A 16,574-nucleotide genomic window follows, 5' to 3' on the forward strand; every position below is an offset into this window, starting at 1 on the left:
TACCTCGGCCAGCGCCCACACGAATTACTTGGTCAACTTTTTAAAGAGCGTTCGGGCTTCGAACTATCCCGATCAAGGCCGCGTATTCTACATCGAATCGCCGCCTTGTCAACCGCTTTGTGAAGAAATTAAAAACTCGAAATCTTCAATTAATTCAAACGGTTGCCTTTCAATTTCTGACCCGCCCCAGGGGCGTGTCCCTCGAAAGAGATGCGTATTCTACAGAGCTCACTTGAGGTGTCAACGAGCTTTTGGATATTTTCTCAAAATCCCCGGATTCCGTTCAATCCTTAACCACAACACGGGCAATTTTCTTTTTTCCCGCCTGGATGACGGAGTCATCACCGGCGGTAAACATACGCTCGTCGGTTAACTGGTCACCATTAATGTACACAGCGCCGCGAGCAAAAACGTCCTTGGCAGCCTTACCATTAGCTGCCAGCCCCGCCTCTTTAAGCAAGGACACTATGTGCAGCTCACCACGCCCGGCCAGCGAAACCTCAACCGTGGGCACATTTTCCGGGATTTCCCCCAGACCGACCCGGTTGCCCGCGGATTTGTGGGCGGTTGCAGCCGCGTCAGCGTCATGGAAACGGGTAATGATCTCTTCCGCCAGCAGTTTCTTGTAGTCCTGAGGGTTCGCCCCCTTGTCTACAGCAGCGTGAAACTCTTTCACCTCCGCCAGCGGCCGGAAACTCAACAATTCGAAGTATCGCCAGAGCAGGTCATCCGGCATGGAGAGCAACTTGGTGTACATCTCTCCTGGCGAGTCATTAACCCCCACATAGTTACCCAGGGACTTCGACATCTTCTGGACACCGTCGAGACCCTCCAGTATGGGCATGGTAAGGACAACCTGGGGCGACTGCCCGTAATGCCTCTGCAGAATACGCCCCATCAGAAGATTGAATTTCTGATCGGTTCCACCCAGCTCCACGTCCGCCTCGAGAGCGACCGAGTCATAGCCCTGCACAAGCGGATAAAGGAATTCATGAATCGCGATTGGCTGCTCTGCCCGGTAGCGTTTGGTGAAGTCGTCCCGCTCCAGCATCCGGGCCACTGTGTACTGGCCGGCCAGGCGAATCATGTCTGCCGCGGAAAGCTTGTTCATCCAGTCAGAATTGAACACCACCCGGGTTTTCGCAGGGTCCAGGATCTTGAACACCTGCTCTTTATAGCTGATGGCGTTTTGAGCCACCTGGGCCTCTGTTAATGGCGGCCGTGTTGCGCTCTTGCCGGTGGGGTCGCCGATCATCCCCGTGAAATCACCAATAAGAAAGATGACCTCATGCCCCAGATCCTGAAACTGGCGCAGCTTGTTGATCAGCACGGTATGCCCCAGGTGCAGATCAGGAGCGGTGGGATCGAACCCCGCCTTGATCCTGAGAGGACGACCCTCCTGCAGCTTTTCAATCAGCGCTTCTTCGGAAATCAACTCATCCATGCCGCGCTTGATTACGGCCAGAGCCTCATCAATAGATGCCATGAACTCCACATCCTCAATTCTGATAGTTGGGGCGGGAAGCTGGTTACAGACCTCTACAAAAGAAATCTGTGCGTTACCAGTCTCCCTGCTAAAGTATTCCTGCTCAGTATTTAAACAGGGCCGGAGATTTAAGGCGGGGGAGTATAGCAATCCTGGCCGCGGAAATCCGGTCCGTATACCAGCAACGGTAATGTTTGAAGCTGTCCTGAGCGCATTTTATACGGTAATCTGTTGGACTATACTTAAACAGCAGCTTTAATTAGGTAGTATAAACTACCGGAATGCCGATCAAAACGGATGCGACACGTGCTGAAAATGTTTCCAAAAACGCATATTACCATCGCCGCCGCGACCAGTGTTGTTGTCGCCGCAGCTATTTTAATGAGCCCGAGTGCCAGTGTTGAAGCCAACAGAATGGCATACGCACTGGACCTTGATGAAGGTACGGTAACCCAGTCGGGTAACAAGGCTGCGGCTGAAGAAACCGAACGGCAGGCTGACAGCGACAAAAACAGCCAGGGCGAGGAAAGCTCCGCATCCAGCCCTGACGTGTTGGCCTTGTCGGAAGAATCCGAACTCCCTGACGTGCTTGATACCGCTTCGGCCATGGCGGAGGCAAGCGAGCCCGACCTGGAGTGGCAGGAATACAAGATCAAGTCCGGCGACTCCCTGTCATCACTGTTCGGCAAGGCCGGCTTCAACGACGGCGTCATGCTGTCTGTGATCAATGGCGATGGCGAGGCGGACAAACTGCAGCGCCTCTACGCGGGTGAAACCATCTCCTTTGCAACTGATGACGCCGGCGACCTCGCAGCAATTGACCTGCAGCGCAACCGTCTTGAAACCCTCCGGGTAGAAAAAACCGAGGACGGCTTTACCGCAGAAACAGTCGAGCGGGAACCGGAAGTCAAACCCGCATTTGCTTCAGGTATTATCGACGGTTCGCTGTATCTTGCCGCACGGGCAGCGGGAATGACCGACAGGCTTGCCATGGACCTGGCAGGTATCTTCGGCTGGAACATCGACTTCGTCTATGACGTGCGTAAAGGTGACCGGTTCGAGGTAGTGTACGAGGAGCTTTACCTGGACGGCGAGAAATTCGACACTGGCAAAATTCTCTCTGCCCGCTTTGTAAACCAGGGGAAGGAAGTCATCGCGCTGCAATACACTGACAGCAATGGCGATACCGACTATTACAGCCCGGATGGCAGCAGCATGCGCAAGGCATTCCTGAGAACGCCAATCGATGCCCGGGTATCCTCTTCCTTTAACCTCCAGCGCAGGCACCCGGTACTGGGCGTGGTTCGCCCACACGAAGGTACCGACTATGCAGCGCCCCCGGGAACTCCAATCAAGGCGGCAGGCCATGGCAGGGTTCAATTCGCAGGATGGAAAGGCGGCTACGGCCGCACCGTGATACTCCAGCATGGCGACAATATCACCACTCTCTATGCCCACATGAAAAGTCTCGGAAAGGGCATGAAGAAGGGAGCCCGCGTCAAACAGGGACAAACCGTCGGGCATGTAGGTTCCTCCGGCATGGTAACCGGCCCTCACCTTCACTACGAATTCCGGGTGAACGGCTCCCCCAAGAACTCCCGCACGGTAAAACTTCCGGATGCCAAACCGATACCGGATAGTGAAATGGCGCGGTTCAAAACCTATGCCAACCAACAGGTTGCCAAATTCGAGGTTTTCCGCAAGGACTACCAGCAACTGGCCCTGGCCGCAGACGAATAAAACATGAAAGCCTGGATTGGACTGATGTCAGGCACCAGTATGGATGGCATAGACGCCATACTGGTGTCGTTCGGTGACCGGCGGATCGAGATCCATGCCACCCACACCACCGATTATCCTGACGACATCCGCCAGCGCCTTTGCAGCCTCAGCCAGAATCACGGTACCCCGGACGATCTTGGGGAACTGGATCACACCACCGGCTCCCTGTTTTCCCTGGCCGCAATCAGTGTCATCAAAAAATCCGGCTTCTCATCAGGCTCGATTGCAGCTATCGGCAGCCACGGACAGACGATCCGGCACCAGCCGGACGGCTCCACACCGTTTTCCATCCAGGTAGGCGACCCCGCCCTTATTGCAGAGCGTACCGGCATAACAACCGTTGCCGACTTCCGGCGCCGGGACCTGGCAGCCGGCGGACAGGGCGCCCCTCTGGTACCAGCGTTCCATAAAGCCTTTTTCAGTGCTGCCGGCGAAGATCGTTGCATCCTTAATCTTGGCGGCATTGCCAACATCACCCACCTGCCTTCGGATGAACAGACGCCGGTTACCGGATTCGATACCGGCCCAGCCAATGCGCTGATGGACGCCTGGTGCATGGACCAGACCGGACGCGGCTATGACAAGGATGGAGCCTGGGCAGCCGAAGGGAGCGTTGATCAGGGCCTGCTGGGCGATATGCTTTCCGACGCCTATTTCTCACGCCAACCGCCCAAAAGCACCGGTACCGAACGGTTCAATCTGGAGTGGCTGAAATTACAGTTGAACCGTCATCCGAACCTGTCCGGCGCCGATGTACAGAGGACATTGCTGGAGCTTACTGCCGTCACCGTGGCACAGCAAATCCCCCATTCGCCGGGGATGACCATCTTCGTGTGTGGTGGCGGTGCAAACAACCGGGTGCTGATGCGGGAACTGCAACGTACCTGCAGCCCTACCCGGATTGCGTCTACTGCAGAGCTGGGCCTGGACCCACAATGGGTGGAGCCCGCTGCATTTGCCTGGCTGGCCAGCCAGACCCTGTCGGGAAAACCCGGCAACCTTCCGGAAGTAACAGGTGCAAGCGGAGAGAGAATTCTGGGCGCGGTTTACCACGCCTGAGCGGGCGCGTCAGATCGAAAAAGAGCTGCCGCAACCGCAGGTGGAGCTGGCGTTGGGATTCTGCACAATGAACTGGGAGCCCTGCAATCCTTCCTGGTAGTCCACGGTGGCCCCCACCAGGTATTGATAACTCATGGGGTCCACCAGAAGCATTACACCATCCTTTTCGATCACGGTGTCTTCGTCGTCCTGGGCTTCGTCAAACGAGAAGCCGTACTGGAAACCCGAGCAACCACCGCCAGTGACAAACACGCGAAGCTTGAGGTCAGAGTTACCCTCTTCCTCAACAAGCTCACGTACTTTGGACACCGCGCTGTCACTGAAAAACACCGGTGTGATTGCCTGTTGCTGAACTACACTCAAGTCCGCCTCCGGTTTGCCACTAGAAATCTGACCTGATTATCGTATTCCTGACTAAAACAATCAACTATTCCTTGTCGGGCACCACCACTGCATCATTGTGGTCTTCTGCCTTGCCTTCTTCAGCAGCCGGGGCACTGATCTGGTGCTTGTCCCGCCCGAGCAGGCCTACCGGCTCGTTCTGATGAACCAGGCTGCCATTTACCGATGCCCCCATGGCCATCTCTATGAGGTTGTAATAGACGTTACCATGGATGGAGGCTTTTTCCGCCAGTTCAAGATGCGTGGAAGCATAGACATCCCCGTGCACGGTACCGTTGATGATGACATGGGGTGCAACAATATCCCCCTCAACGGAGCCCACCTCGGACACTCTGAGTACTGCGTCGCCACCTTCTTCCGCGACCACCCGGCCCCGAATGGTACCATCGACGTGAAGCCCGCCGGAAAAATGCACATCACCTTCAACCGTTGTCCGGGACGAGACCAGAGTGTCGAAGTGCCCCGTCGGACGACGCGGTTTCTGTTTCTTTTTGCCAAGCATGTCAGTTCTCCGTTAATTCATCCCAATCAAATGTTCGTTCGGCCTGGGACGACTTGTTACCTTCGGCCCGGGCGACAACCTGAAGCTCCACTGGCTCGAAGCCATCCGGGACCTCCAACCGACCCTCGATATCCTGGAAGTACCGGAAGCGGAACTTCACCCCCAGATCGTCGATATCGTCAGAAAGGTCCCTAAGGGCGATCACTTCTTTCTCGTCATCGCGCATGCCGATCACGTTCACGGCGACGACGCCAGAAATATAGCTCTTGTTATCGCCCACCTGGGTCAGTACCAGTTTGAAATTGTAAGCCCCTTCCTGTCGTGCGCCCTGCACAGACAGCCGATCAACCTGCAACCCCTTGCTGGTTTCCGAAGGTGCCATAATGTTTTTATAGAATGTCAGGTCCGCATTCAGTGATGCGATCTGCGTTTCCAGATCAACGATGGTTCTGCGGGCCTGGTTAAGGGCCTGGGCATCAATGGTTCGCCCGCGTTCAAGATTGACCAGCTCCTGACTGGTTTCGCTGTTCTGCTCCCGGAGCTGCTCAACCTGCTCCTCGAGACGGTCACGGGATTCCTCCGCGGTGGAGAAACGGAATCCGCCCTGGGCCATCCCCGTCACATACCCGAGCACCGCAGCAGTAATGGAGAATATCAGCAGGATCAGCGTGCGCCGCAACCGGTAGCCAGGCCGATGCCTGATGACAACGTATTCTTCAGCAGGTTTTCTGGGTTCGCTCACCGGACAGACCTATGGCAGCAACGCGGGCGCTTCCAGCCCCATGGTTTCCTGCAGGCCGAACATGATATTCATGTTCTGGATAGCCTGTCCCGCGGCACCTTTCACCAGGTTATCGATCACCGAAGACACGATTACAATGTTGCTCTGTTCCTGCCGGTGAAGTGCCATGCGGCAGTTATTGGCGCCGCGCACACTGCGGGTTTCCGGATGGCTGCCAAACGGCATCACGTCGACAAAAGGCTCGTCCCGGAAGCGATCCTCGAACAATGCCTGCAGGCGGTCGAAGTCAGCGGGGTTGCTCAGCTCTGCATACAGGGTGGCTTCGATACCGCGGATCATGGGAATGAGATGCGGGACAAAGGTAACCCCCACATCACCGCCGGCCGCCTGCGACAGGCCCTGACGGATTTCCGGAAGATGCCGGTGGCCCGAGGCACCGTAAGCCTTGAAGCTCTCACCCACCTCACCGTGCAGCATGCCGATCTTGCCCTGCCGGCCGGCACCGCTGGCACCGGATTTTGCATCAGCAATCAGGCGTGAGGGATCGACCAGGCCGTTCTCCAGCAGTGGCAGAAAGCCCAGCTGAACCGCTGTCGGATAACAACCGGGGTTGGCCACCAGTTGCGCGGTGCGAATCTCGTCCCTGACCACTTCCGGCAGGCCGTAGACAGCCTTTTCCGCCCACTCGGGGCTTTCGTGGGGCATGCCATACCAGTTTGCCCAGACATCCAGATCCTTCAGGCGGAAGTCGGCGGACAGATCCACCACCCGCGCACCCGCTGCCATCAGTTCCGGCATCATCCGCATGGCCACACCATGGGGAGTCGCGAAAAAGATCAGGTCACAGCTTGCCAGGGTTTTCACATCCGGCTCTGAAAACGCAAGGTCATAATGGCCGCGCAGGTTGGGGTACATATCCGCGACCGGCATGCCCGCCTCGGAACGCGAGGTGATGCAGCTGACGGTCGCCTCCGGATGAACCGCCAGGAGTCTCAGAAGTTCAACACCGGTATAACCGGTTCCACCTACAATGCCTACTTTTATCACCAGTTACTCCAGCTATAAATAAGGTTCCCGAAAGGGCAATAGTCTAACATGATAAACCAATGACTTATTGCAGCCCGACCAGCGCTGGTTACAATATCGTCAGAAAACCATTCACCTCCGGAAAACCGGCGTTCATGCGTAAATTCTGGCACAAGACCACCGAGAACCTGATCCCTGTTTTCCGCCGCCGGCTCTCCGGTGTGGACGCGCTGCCGCAACTGGCTGTTCTCGGCCTGCTGTCCGGATTATTTACCGGTGGTGTGATCCTGATTTTCCGGCTGGCAATTGAATGGCCGCTGGACTATTTCCTGCCCGGTGAAGGCTCCGAATCCTTTGAGGACCTGCACATCCTGACCCGCGCCATCCTGCCACTGGCCGGGGCCGTGGGGCTTGGTCTGTTGCTGCACAGCCTCGCCATCAACGACCGCAAGGTCGGCATCGTGCATGTCATGGAACGGCTGAACTATCACCAGGGCTACATCTCCATGCGCAGCGCCCTGGTTCAGTTCGTCACGGGTGTCGGCACAGTCGTAACCGGTCAGTCCGCTGGCCGGGAAGGGCCGGCAGTACATCTGGGCGCCGCGTTTTCAAGCCTCATGGGCCAGTGGATGCGGCTGCCCAACAACAGTATTCGCACGCTGGTCGCCTGCGGCTGCGCCGCGGCCATCTCGGCGTCGTTCAACACGCCCATTTCCGGCGTTATCTTCGCAATGGAAGTGGTGATGATGGAATACACCATTGCCGGATTCACGCCGATCATCCTGGCGTCCGTGACTGCTGCGGTGGTGAGCCAGGCCGTGTATGGTTCCGAACCTGCGTTCAGTGTGCCCCCCCTGACCATGAACTCGCTGCTGGAGATCCCCTGGATTATCGCGATCGCCATCATCATAGGGGTGGCCGCGGCGGCATTTATCCAGCTGGTGGATTCCACCGGCAAGCATCATCACCGGCCGGTATTACTGCGCCTCACCATAGCGGGACTTCTCATGGTGCCCTTTGCCGTGGTGGTGCCGGAAGTGATGGGCATCGGCTACGACACGGTCCAGTTCACCATCGACAATCAGCTGCCTTTCTGGTTATTACTGGGGGCGGGCATCGCCAAGCTGGTCATTACATCGGTCACGCTGGGCCTGGGCATGCCAAGCGGCGTAATAGGCCCCACTCTGTTCATGGGCGCAACGCTGGGGGGCGCCATGGGGCTTATTGGCGCACAGATTTTCCCTGACACAGCGTCATCGGTGGGTTTCTATGCCATGCTCGGCATGGGGGCCATGATGGGCGCCGTGCTGCAGGCTCCCCTTGCGGCACTGATGGCATTGATGGAGCTTACCCGCAACCCCAACATCATTCTGCCGGGCATGCTGGTTATCACTACCGCGAGCCTGGTAACCAGTGAGGCGTTTGGCAAGAAGTCCCTGTTCCTGACCATCCTCAAGAGCCAGGGCCTGAGTTACCAGAACTCCCCGGTCATTCAGGCACTGAGACGGGTTTCCGTTGGCGCCATCATGGACAGGAGCATTCTGCGCACCGAGCGTTTCCTGTCCCGGGACGAGGCCAGCAAGATCCTGAAATCCGAACCCAAATGGCTGGTGGTCGAGGGCAGCAGCGGGCCCACGGCCCTGCTGCCCGCCGTGGATCTCGCGCGTTACCTGGAAGATACCGAGCCAACAGCCAGCCGCGAACATGAAGACGGGGAAGAAACCCCGGAACAGATCGACCTCATGGACATTCCCGCCAATCGCCGGGATATTGCCCCGGTGCAATACCAGGCGACCCTGGAAGAGGCACTGAACGAGTTTGAGCATACCAGCGTAGAAGCCCTGTATGTGCAGCGCCACGTTGCTCCGATGATTCAGCGGGTGTATGGCGTGGTACTGAAATCCGATATCGAAAGTTACTACCAATACCGACGGAGTTAGCCAATGCTGTGGGTCAAAGCACTGCATATTATTGCCATGGTGTGCTGGTTCGCCGGCATATTCTATCTGCCCCGGCTGTTTGTCTATCACGCTGCCTGTGAAGACGAACCCGGCCGGGAGCGCTTCAAGATCATGGAGCGCAAGCTGTATCGTGGCATCACCACGCCGTCCATGGTGGCAACAGTCATTTTTGGACTCTGGCTCATCAGTTACAATGTCCAGGGCTATATGAGCCAGGGCTGGCTGCATGCCAAGCTGCTGCTGGTGGTTCTGCTGATTGTTTACCACTTCTACTGCGGGCACCTGGTGAAGGTATTCCGCGACGACAGGAACACCCGCAGCCACGTGTTCTATCGCTGGTTCAATGAGGTGCCGGTACTGGTTCTTGTCGCCGTCGTCATTCTTGCTTCTGTCAAACCATTCTGAGGAGCCTGATCATCAAACTTTATCACCGTCCTCATGTTCTTATTGTTTCCGGCCTTGATCCGTCGGGGGGAGCCGGCATCCAGGCTGACATTCAGGCCGTTACGGCCCTGGGTTGCCACCCTTTGCCAGTGCTTTCATGCCTGACCGTGCAGGATACCCGCAACGTCTATAACGCCACCGCGACAGACCCGGAGATTATCCGCCAGCAACTGGAATGTCTGGCGGCAGACTCCCCCATTCATGCCATAAAAACCGGCGCGCTGGGCAATGCCGCTGTGGTGGATGTGCTGGTGGATTTCCTGGCGGACCATCCGGAGGTGCCGCTGATTACCGATCCGGTCATCAAGGCCGCCGGCGGCGGAGACCTGGCCGACGAAGTCCTGATTGACCGCATGAAGGGTCGCCTGTTCCCCCGCGCCGAGATCATCACACCCAATGGTATCGAGCTTGCCCTGCTCGGTGGTGACAACGACGAAGCCCGTTCAGCCCTGAACCTTCTGGCGACCGGCTGCCAGTCCGTACTGGCCACCGGAGGGCATGGCGAAGGCGAGGAAATCATCAATACCCTCTATGCCCCGGACCATGAACCCCTGCACTTCTACATCGAGCGTATTGGTGGCGAGTACCATGGCACCGGCTGCACGCTGGCAGCTTCCATTGCTGCAGGCAGAGCTTCCGGGCTCTCGGTCCGTGCGGCGATAGCCCAGGCCCAGAACTATGTGCTGCGGGCCATACGGCATGCCCTGAAAGTCGGTGAGGGCCAACCGGTACCGGACCGGGGCATCCCATGGGAGAACTGAGCACCAACGCCATGGCCAAGGGGCTGCGGCCCGGCCTCTATGCCATTACCGACAGCCAGCTGTTACCGGCAGACAGGCTGCTGGCAGCGGTGGAAGCGGCACTGCGGGGCGGTGCCGTGCTGGTTCAGTACCGCGAGAAGCGGGCGCCACATCCCGAGCGTCTGCGGCAGGCCAGAAATCTGGCGACGCTGTGCAGAGAGGCAGGCGTGCCGCTGATCATCAACGACGACCCCGACCTGGCCCGGCGCTGCGGCGCGGCCGGTGTTCATCTGGGGCAATCCGACAGTTCCCTGGTTTCCGCCAGGCAACAGCTCGGCGAACATGCGATCATAGGCGCCACGTGCCATGCCGATCTGGCCCTGGCCGCAAACGCAGACCGTGACGGCGCCGACTACCTGGCCTTTGGCCGGTTTTTCAACTCGACAACCAAGCCGGATGCGCCAGCGGCAGACCCCACGGTTCTGGCCAGCGCCAGGCAGTTCGGCAAGCCGGTGACCGCCATTGGCGGCATCACCGTGGATAACGGCGAATCCCTGATCCGTGCCGGTGCCGACCAGCTGGCGGTGATTGGTGGCCTGTTCCACGGCGACCTGGCTTCCATCGAGGAACGGGCACGCCAGTTTACCCGGCTGTTTGCAGCCCATCATCCACTTTTCTCATCGTCCGTACATCAGGAGTCCTGAACCATGACCCAGTCCGAAACCCTATTCGCCGAGGCTCAGAAATACATTCCCGGAGGTGTTAATTCCCCGGTCAGAGCCTTCAAGGGAGTCGGCGGTACACCGCTGTTTTTCAAACATGCCGAGGGTGCCTACCTGTTCGATGAGGATGATCGCCGTTACATCGACTACATCGGCTCCTGGGGCCCCATGATCCTCGGCCACGGCAACCAGACCATCAAGGATGCCCTGCACGCCCAGGTAGACCAGGGCATCGGTTACGGCGCGCCTACCGCCCTTGAAACCGAGATGGCGAAGAAGGTCTGTGAGCTGGTGCCTTCCATTGACCTTGTGCGCATGGTGAATTCCGGCACCGAGGCCACCATGAGCGCCGTGCGCCTGGCCCGGGGCTATACCGGCCGAGACAAGATCGTGAAGTTCGAGGGCTGCTACCACGGCCACGTGGATTCACTGCTGGTCAAGGCCGGCTCCGGTGCCCTCACGATGGGTGTGCCCAATTCCCCGGGCATTCCCGCCAGCCTGGCGGAACACACCCTGACCCTGACCTTCAACGACATCGACAGCGTTCGGGAAACCTTTGCAAAAATGGGCGACGACATTGCCGCCATCATCGTCGAACCGGTTGCCGGCAACATGAACTGCATCCCGCCGGTACCGGGTTTCCTCGAAGGATTACGGGAAGTGTGTGACGAGCATGGCACGGTGCTGATCTTCGACGAAGTCATGACCGGTTTCCGGGTATCCCTGGGAGGCGCCCAGGGCTTTTACGGCGTCACCCCGGATCTTACCGCACTGGGCAAGGTCATCGGTGGCGGCCTGCCGGTGGGTGCGTTCGGCGGCAAGCGGGAAATCATGGAGCATATCTCTCCCCTGGGGCCGGTGTACCAGGCCGGTACACTCAGCGGAAACCCGCTGGCCATGTGCGCCGGGCTGGCGACACTGAACGCCATTTCCGAACCCGGCTTCCACGACCGCCTGACCGAGAAAACCAATGCCGTTCGCGATGGACTGAAAGAAGCTGCAGACAGCACCGGCATCCCCCTGGCGGTGCAGAGTGCCGGCGCCATGTTCGGCTTCTTTTTCACCGATGCGCCGGCCATTACCCGCTTTGACCAGGTCATGGCCTGCGATGTGGAGCGATTCAGGAAGTTCTTCCAGGGTATGCTCCGGGAAGGCGTCTATCTCGCACCCTCGGCCTTCGAGGCCGGCTTCACCAGTGCCGCCCTGACGGATGAGGACATTCACCAGACCATCGAAGCAGCACGCCGGGTAATGGCCACACTCTGACGCCTGTGACACCAGAGAAACTTCCGGGCTGCGGCCCGGAAGCCTACCGAAAACATGTCTTCTCAGGCCACACACATGAACCCCGTCACACTTTGACAGTCTCCACCCCTCCAGGGCCTCTCCTGCCGTTGACTTATTACTCCTTCTGGCCGAATTATGTGCAGATCTCATACAAAGAGATGCACTGACTGCGACCATCTAACAAAGACAAGACAGAAGTCAGCGCAAGGAAGCCATGCAGTACTGCCTTGGACTGCCTGCAAGCAGCAACCGGCATCACCTGTTAGGTCGAGCCGCAGTTTGATAACAAATACAACAGCAAACTGTAGGTGCAACAATGAAACAATGGATCAAGGCATTCGCCATGCTGGTCGTTCTGGCATGGTCAGCGCCCTCAATGGCCTGGTGGGACTCTACTCCATCCAACTACACCGACACCCGTTATCCTGTGGTGCTGGTTCACGGCATGTTCGGCTTCGACTCGATCGCCGGCGTGGATTACTGGTACGGCATCGCGGAGGACCTGCGCAAGTATGGTGCTGACGTATACACCACCCAGGTACCGGCACTGGACAGCACCATTGCCAGAGGTGAGGCATTACTCCCGCAGATCGCATCCATTGCGGCGATTCACGGCAAGGTAAACCTCATCGGCCACAGCCATGGCGGACCGACAGCACGGTATATTTCCAGGGTCAGGCCTGACCTGGTGGCCTCGGTGACTTCCGTCGGCTCACCCCACAAGGGTTCACCGGTAGCGGACCTGATCTACGGCTCGCCCGCGGAAAGCCTGGCGGCATCCCTCGGCAATGCGCTCGGCGGCCTGATCGACCTGCTGTCTGGCGGTGGCTACAACCAGGACCTGCGCTCCAGCCTCTACTCACTGACCTCCCAGGGCAGCGCCGAATTCAATAACTTTGCCCCCGCCGGCGTCCCTGCCACTGCCTGTGGTGAAGGCGCCTATTCCGCCAATGGCGTACGTTTCTATTCCTGGGGCGGAACCGGAGTACTGACCAACGTTCTGGATCCGTCGGATGCGCTGCTCGGAACCACCAGCCTGGCATTCGGCTTCAGTGCCAACGACGGCCTGGTCGGGCGTTGCAGCAACCACTTCGGCAAGGTCATTCGCGACAACTACTTCATGAACCATCTGGATGAGGTGAACCAGGCTCTTGGCCTGCACAGCCTGTTCGAAACTGACCCGAAAACGGTCTACCTGCAGCAGGCCAACCGGCTCAGAAACGCCGGCCTCTGATCTCAGGCCCTGGCCGGGAATGGACGCCCGGCCATCACATCAGAACCCCATCTCGATACCCACCATTGCCTCGCGGCGGCTGTAGTCGTAGCGCTCAATAGTGCTGCGGTTATTCACCATGTTCAGTTCCGCCAGAACCAGCCACGGGCCAGACAACTGATACTGGGCCAGCAACACACCCCTCAGACGATGGTCGGTACGGCGCTCGGAGATGATATCAGCGCCCGATAACAGCCGGTGTTCATCCTGGTAGCGGGAATGGCGGTAATCCCCCCTGGCGGACAGGGATAGCCGGGCGGTCACGTAATAGCGGGCCTCCGCCGACAACAGGTTGCGTAACGGAGACACGCTGATGAACTGTTCTCCGGCCGTCAGATCCCGGCGATCGTTAAATTCGAACTGATAACGGCCAATGAATACCCAGTTTCCGATACCTTTTTCAGCACCGGCCCCCAGGCGCAACATCTCGCCGTCGTAGGCACTGAAACCGCTCCCGCCCTGAATGGTGGAAACCGACCCGTCAATGCTGCAGTCGTATCCGTAAGCCCCGATGCCGAAGGCGCAATCGTCGGGACGATATACCGCTTCCAGCCCGAGCTGGCGTTCCAGGGTGTCGCCGCCAAACCAGGAACTGGCGAGGCTCAGAGTGGAGGTCAGCTCCCCGGCCCCCACACCCTGCTGCCAAGCTGCGCCCGTGCTGAGGTAACTGTTGTCGAATTCGGCGTTATCCGGATACTGGCGGGTGTAGGCAACGCCAAGCAGGCTGACGCCATTGCCCAGGCGGAGATTCCCGGTCGCCAGCAGATCGGCAAATCCACCACTCTGGTTACTGGAGGCATCGTCCGGTGTCCCGGCAATATTGTCATCGTAACCACCAACGGCGGCGAGGTAGCCACTGGCGTCAATACCATCGAATCGGCCGGGTTGCGCCTCATCAAGCTGACGACGTGCCAGCACCCTCACCTTTTCCGGTGACTCAGGCCCGGCTGCCTGTTCGAACCATTGCCGGGCAGCCGGTTCGTCACCGCCGGCCCGCTTCACCAGCCCGAGATTGAATCGGGCAAGATCCGCATGGGGAGTGTCCAGCAGTTCCATGAACACCGCTTCAGCCTCGTCATAACGCCCGAGCCGGAAGTAGACAACGCCAAGATTGTAGAGCAGTGACGGGGTTTCGAGGCCACTTGCCCTGGCCGTCTCAAAATGGGCCAGCGCCTCGTGAGGCTTGTCATCAGCGAAGGCCGCCACGCCGGCTTCAAAATCCGCGGACCCGGCTGAATCCTGGGCCACCAAAGGCGTGGCCGGCATCATCAGGGCAAAAAAACGAGGGCTAAACTTGAAAGGCGCAAGCCTTGCTCCGGGGTAACGGTTGTTATCCGATGGCCCACACCGGAGATCGCTCGGTTAGTGGGCCGGCAAACCCGGGAGTATAGCAAGGGAAGCAGCAGATCACCGCATCAGGAAAGCGTTATGAAAATCTGGCAGGGAGTTATGGCAGCTCGGGCCGCTCCGGGCGGTTCGATGGGTCCGGGCGATCAGGGAGCTCGGGGCGACCGCGTTGCTCGTTCCGTTCACGAACTTCCCGCGCCCGTTCGGTGGCAGTCCGAGCCGCTTCACGGCCCCGCTGACGTGCTTCGCGGGCATTTTCCGCAGGCTCTCCCGCGTTGCTGTCCCGACGCTCAAGCGCCACGGGTTCGCGCAGTTCAATCTCACGGACAACGGATTCCGTCAGGTTGGTATCGTCTGTAACCATCCGCATGGTCACGCCCATATCATCGTCCGCAACCACTGCGGCAGGTGTCAGTATCAGCAACCCGATACTTCCGAAAGCAGCCACACTCTTCCAACCCCAGGGTTTCATGATGAAGGCTCCGGCTTTCCGTTCACAGCAGCGCCATCAAGGCTGGTGCGGAATGTCTTGGTTCTGCGGCCGTCATCGAGATGAGCAACCAGCTCTCCCTCACCCGCAAACAGAATATTAAGTGGCAGATTGACCACGTTCTCACCTTTATCCAGATCCACTTTCCAGCTCAGCCGCTGATGCCCGGGGTAATCCGAAACTTCCACGTTCGGCGGCAACTCCACCGTCAGAGTGACCCCTTCAAGGGCCTCCGTTGAGCTGAAGGCCAGCCGGACATTCCGGGCAACCGGCTCGGCTACCACAGTCCTGGCATCGGCGGCCTGCTCCTCATCGGAGAGCGCCAGATCCGCACCGGAGTCCGTGCCTGATTGCCAGCCGAACCCCAACGCAATACCCACAACCAGGGCCGCCGCGACGGCACCACCGGCTACGGGGGTGCTCCAGCCATGGCCGGAAGAACCTGCCCGGGACCGCCCGCCTTTGCCTGTGGCAGCCCCCAGCACCCGTGCCTCGAATCCGGACGACGGGGACGGCACCGCCTGGGTGTCATGCAGTGAATCGAAAATGGCTTTTTCGTTATGTGCGGCGATGGAACAATCATTACACATGGCAATATGCTGCTCAATGCGGCTGGCCTGCGCCGCAGAAAGTTCGCCCCTGATCCAGGAACGCAGATTGTTCTTGCATTCGTTACACTGCATTTTCATCACCTCATTGTTCCACACGCCCGGCCTGCTGAAAAAGTTCCGGTCTCTCCAGCAGTTTTTTCTTCAGCGATGCGCGGCAACGATGAACCCTTGATTTCACCGTACCCACCGGTATTTCAAGCACCCGGGCAATGTCCTCCTGGCTCCACCCATCCACATCATGGAGCAGCATCAGTGTGCGCATATCCGGATCCAGTTCCTGAATGACCGAATCCATCACCGGCTTCAGACGCCCGGCACTGATCTGCTCCGCCAGCTCCGGAACATCCGCTGCGTAGGAATCCAGAAAGGTGGCCTGCTGATCCGGCTCCGCCACATCACTCACCGGCCGGTCCGCACGGCGGCCCCGTCGCCGCACCTGATCGATAAAATGCCGGTACAGCACCCGGTTAAGCCACGGCCGCAACTGCTCGATACCCTCCAGCTCTTCAAGCCGGGGGTAGAGTTTCACCACCACGTCCTGGACCAGGTCCTCCGCATCCTGCTGCTGCCCCGCCAGCCGGAAGGCAAAACGGTACATGGCCTCCAGATGAGGCTGGACCAGCTTTTCAAATCTTTTGGAACGGGAAGGTCTGAAGGGAAGTAATGCCAAATCCGGTTTCCGCGCGCTCGTGAATGATCA

Annotated in this window: 17 protein-coding genes; 8 read left to right on the forward strand and 9 right to left on the reverse strand. The window is 58.6% G+C overall.

Annotated elements, in window-relative coordinates; all coding sequences use genetic code 11:
- Window positions 1-283: 283 nt before the first annotated feature.
- Window positions 284-1,486: a tyrosine--tRNA ligase gene (gene tyrS / locus HLUCCO03_RS09110; protein ID WP_027830861.1), complete on the reverse strand. Its 1,203-nt coding sequence runs from the start codon at window positions 1,484-1,486 to the stop codon at window positions 284-286.
- A 306-nt stretch (window positions 1,487-1,792) separates the two neighbouring features.
- Here tyrS and HLUCCO03_RS09115 point away from each other — a divergent pair, with 306 nt between their 5' ends.
- Window positions 1,793-3,226, forward strand: a complete 1,434-nt coding sequence (locus tag HLUCCO03_RS09115; protein WP_027830860.1) for a peptidoglycan DD-metalloendopeptidase family protein — start codon at window positions 1,793-1,795, stop codon at window positions 3,224-3,226.
- 3 nt (window positions 3,227-3,229) lie between these two features.
- Window positions 3,230-4,327 (forward strand): anhydro-N-acetylmuramic acid kinase, encoded by a 1,098-nt coding sequence (locus tag HLUCCO03_RS09120; RefSeq protein WP_027830859.1) that lies wholly within the window; start codon window positions 3,230-3,232, stop codon window positions 4,325-4,327.
- Window positions 4,328-4,336: 9 nt separating this feature from the next.
- Here HLUCCO03_RS09120 and erpA read toward each other — a convergent pair whose 3' ends face one another.
- The 4 genes from erpA to argC form a co-directional block, all read right to left on the reverse strand.
- Window positions 4,337-4,690 carry an iron-sulfur cluster insertion protein ErpA gene (gene erpA, locus HLUCCO03_RS09125; RefSeq protein ID WP_027830858.1) on the reverse strand — a complete coding sequence of 118 codons (354 nt, stop codon included), beginning with the start codon at window positions 4,688-4,690 and terminating at the stop codon, window positions 4,337-4,339.
- Window positions 4,691-4,754: 64 nt separating this feature from the next.
- Window positions 4,755-5,231 carry a polymer-forming cytoskeletal protein gene (locus HLUCCO03_RS09130; protein WP_027830857.1) on the reverse strand — a complete coding sequence of 159 codons (477 nt, stop codon included), beginning with the start codon at window positions 5,229-5,231 and terminating at the stop codon, window positions 4,755-4,757.
- Window position 5,232: 1 nt separating this feature from the next.
- A complete protein-coding gene (locus tag HLUCCO03_RS09135; RefSeq protein ID WP_027830856.1) occupies window positions 5,233-5,973 on the reverse strand; it encodes a DUF6776 family protein in 741 nt (246 codons plus the stop codon).
- 9 nt (window positions 5,974-5,982) lie between these two features.
- Window positions 5,983-7,020, reverse strand: a complete 1,038-nt coding sequence (argC, locus tag HLUCCO03_RS09140; RefSeq protein WP_027830855.1) for an N-acetyl-gamma-glutamyl-phosphate reductase — start codon at window positions 7,018-7,020, stop codon at window positions 5,983-5,985.
- Window positions 7,021-7,154: 134 nt separating this feature from the next.
- On the opposite strand from argC, the gene HLUCCO03_RS09145 reads away from it, so the two are divergent.
- The 6 genes from HLUCCO03_RS09145 to HLUCCO03_RS09170 all read left to right on the forward strand — a co-directional run bounded on the left by HLUCCO03_RS09145 (window position 7,155) and on the right by HLUCCO03_RS09170 (window position 13,387).
- The gene (locus tag HLUCCO03_RS09145) at window positions 7,155-8,939 is read left to right on the forward strand and encodes a chloride channel protein (RefSeq protein ID WP_027830854.1); all 1,785 of its coding nucleotides are present in this window, start codon (window positions 7,155-7,157) and stop codon (window positions 8,937-8,939) included.
- 3 nt (window positions 8,940-8,942) lie between these two features.
- Window positions 8,943-9,365 (forward strand): protoporphyrinogen oxidase HemJ, encoded by a 423-nt coding sequence (hemJ, locus tag HLUCCO03_RS09150; RefSeq protein ID WP_027830853.1) that lies wholly within the window; start codon window positions 8,943-8,945, stop codon window positions 9,363-9,365.
- A gap of 41 nt (window positions 9,366-9,406) precedes the next feature.
- Entirely contained in the window at window positions 9,407-10,165 is a 759-nt protein-coding gene (locus tag HLUCCO03_RS09155) for a hydroxymethylpyrimidine/phosphomethylpyrimidine kinase (protein ID WP_027830852.1), read from the forward strand.
- Between the two features lie 11 nt (window positions 10,166-10,176).
- Window positions 10,177-10,848 carry a thiamine phosphate synthase gene (gene thiE, locus HLUCCO03_RS09160; RefSeq protein WP_027830851.1) on the forward strand — a complete coding sequence of 224 codons (672 nt, stop codon included), beginning with the start codon at window positions 10,177-10,179 and terminating at the stop codon, window positions 10,846-10,848.
- 3 nt (window positions 10,849-10,851) lie between these two features.
- Entirely contained in the window at window positions 10,852-12,132 is a 1,281-nt protein-coding gene (gene hemL, locus HLUCCO03_RS09165; RefSeq protein ID WP_027830850.1) for a glutamate-1-semialdehyde 2,1-aminomutase, read from the forward strand.
- Window positions 12,133-12,496: 364 nt separating this feature from the next.
- Window positions 12,497-13,387: a triacylglycerol lipase gene (locus tag HLUCCO03_RS09170; RefSeq protein ID WP_292016685.1), complete on the forward strand. Its 891-nt coding sequence runs from the start codon at window positions 12,497-12,499 to the stop codon at window positions 13,385-13,387.
- 39 nt (window positions 13,388-13,426) lie between these two features.
- Here HLUCCO03_RS09170 and HLUCCO03_RS09175 read toward each other — a convergent pair whose 3' ends face one another.
- From HLUCCO03_RS09175 to HLUCCO03_RS09190, 4 genes are all read right to left on the reverse strand, one after another.
- Window positions 13,427-14,674 carry a tetratricopeptide repeat protein gene (locus tag HLUCCO03_RS09175; protein ID WP_197025639.1) on the reverse strand — a complete coding sequence of 416 codons (1,248 nt, stop codon included), beginning with the start codon at window positions 14,672-14,674 and terminating at the stop codon, window positions 13,427-13,429.
- A gap of 199 nt (window positions 14,675-14,873) precedes the next feature.
- Window positions 14,874-15,245 (reverse strand): hypothetical protein, encoded by a 372-nt coding sequence (locus tag HLUCCO03_RS09180; RefSeq protein WP_027830848.1) that lies wholly within the window; start codon window positions 15,243-15,245, stop codon window positions 14,874-14,876.
- Entirely contained in the window at window positions 15,242-15,946 is a 705-nt protein-coding gene (locus HLUCCO03_RS09185; RefSeq protein ID WP_081813607.1) for an anti-sigma factor, read from the reverse strand. Before HLUCCO03_RS09185 ends, HLUCCO03_RS09180 begins: the two co-directional genes overlap by 4 nt.
- Window positions 15,947-15,956: 10 nt before the next feature.
- The gene (locus HLUCCO03_RS09190) at window positions 15,957-16,544 is read right to left on the reverse strand and encodes an RNA polymerase sigma factor (RefSeq protein WP_027830847.1); all 588 of its coding nucleotides are present in this window, start codon (window positions 16,542-16,544) and stop codon (window positions 15,957-15,959) included.
- Between the last annotated feature and the right edge of the window lie 30 nt (window positions 16,545-16,574).

Origin of the sequence: Marinobacter sp. HL-58 (assembly GCF_001314605.1) — a bacterium.
GTDB lineage: Bacteria > Pseudomonadota > Gammaproteobacteria > Pseudomonadales > Oleiphilaceae > Marinobacter.